We start from the raw sequence: 1357 nt of genomic DNA on the forward strand, positions 1-1357 counted from the left end.
TGTTTGTGTTCGGTTGATGGTTGACGGTTTGGTGTCGGTTGATCCTTGACACTCTGTGTTGTGGTTCAGGTCTGCTCTTGGGTGCGGCAGGCCTTCTTGTTTCTTACCTCCCCGCTGCTGGTGCGGGCGGCGGTTTTGACTAGATCCTGGCCGATCCAGAAGCGTAGGAGGTCGCCGTCAACGTGCACATCGCAGCGGGCCCCAGCCCGGTGGCGGCCCACTGAGACTTGCTGCCAGGACACACAGACCACCCCGTTGGTGGTCACCCGCCGGCTGATCCAATCCGAACCGCTGCGCTCGCCGGTGACAGGTACAGAATTCGACGGCGCCAACGCGGGCCCGGTCGCAGCAAACCGTTGCGCTGGGGTGACCATACGCAACGATTGATGAGGTCGGGCAGTGTTGTAATCGGCTACCCATTCATCCAACGCCTGTTGTGCTGTCTTCAGATTCGTGAATGGTCGTGCCTGCGAGAGGAATTCAGTACGCAGGCTGCGATGGAATCGTTCAATCTTGCCGGTCGTCGTCGGGGAGCGCGGCGCGGTCAACAGGTGTTCGATACCGTGCTCGCGGCAGATCGCATCAAAGAGCACCTCGGTCGGCGGATGATTGAACCGTCCCGTAAATACCTTGCCGTTATCAGTCAACACCTGCTCAGGACAGCCGTAGGTGGCCAGTGCGGCTCGTAATCCATCGCAGACCGCGCCGGTCCGTTCGCGGGCCATCAACCGGGCACACACGCACATTCGGGAGTGATCGTCGATCCCAGTCAACGCCTTGGAGCTGGTGCCGTCCGCGAGCGGGAACCCGCCCACCACATCCATCTGCCATAGCTCCATCGGCGCCCCGCGCTCCCAGCGTTTCCACTTGCGCGAGCGCCGATCCCGCAGGCTCGGATCAATCAACCCGGCCCGCACCAACGCCCGATACACCGCTGACTCCGAGGGCACCGGCACCACGCGGCGTTTAGCCAACTCGAACACCAACCTGCGCGGACCCCAATACGGGCGCGAGCGCCGCAACTCCAACACCGCCGCCTCCACCACAGCGGGCATCTGATGCGGACAGCGCACCGGCCGATGCGACCGATCCACCAACCCCTCTAAACCCTCGGCCTCATACCGGGCTAACCACGCATGCAGCGTCTGCCGGGACACCCCGACCTTGCTGGCCACCTGCGAAATCGACAACCCGTCACTGATCACTGCCAACACGGCCTGATACCTCTGCTCGACCACGCTCAACTCCCTCATTCAGGGAGTGTCAAGGATCAACCGAAGTAGATGTAAAGCATCCGCCGAAACACTGTCGCCCATCACCCGAAGACGAAACGTCAAGCATCACCCGACGTCATACA

Annotated in this window: 1 protein-coding gene; it reads right to left on the minus strand. The window is 61.9% G+C overall.

Annotated elements, in window-relative coordinates:
* Positions 1-65 precede the first annotated feature (65 nt).
* Positions 66-1253, minus strand: a complete 1188-nt coding sequence (locus FZI91_RS23575) for an IS481 family transposase (RefSeq protein ID WP_155941543.1) — start codon at positions 1251-1253, stop codon at positions 66-68.
* Between the last annotated feature and the right edge of the window lie 104 nt (positions 1254-1357).

The organism is Mycobacteroides sp. CBMA 271, from assembly GCF_009729205.1.
Taxonomy (GTDB): domain Bacteria; phylum Actinomycetota; class Actinomycetes; order Mycobacteriales; family Mycobacteriaceae; genus Mycobacterium.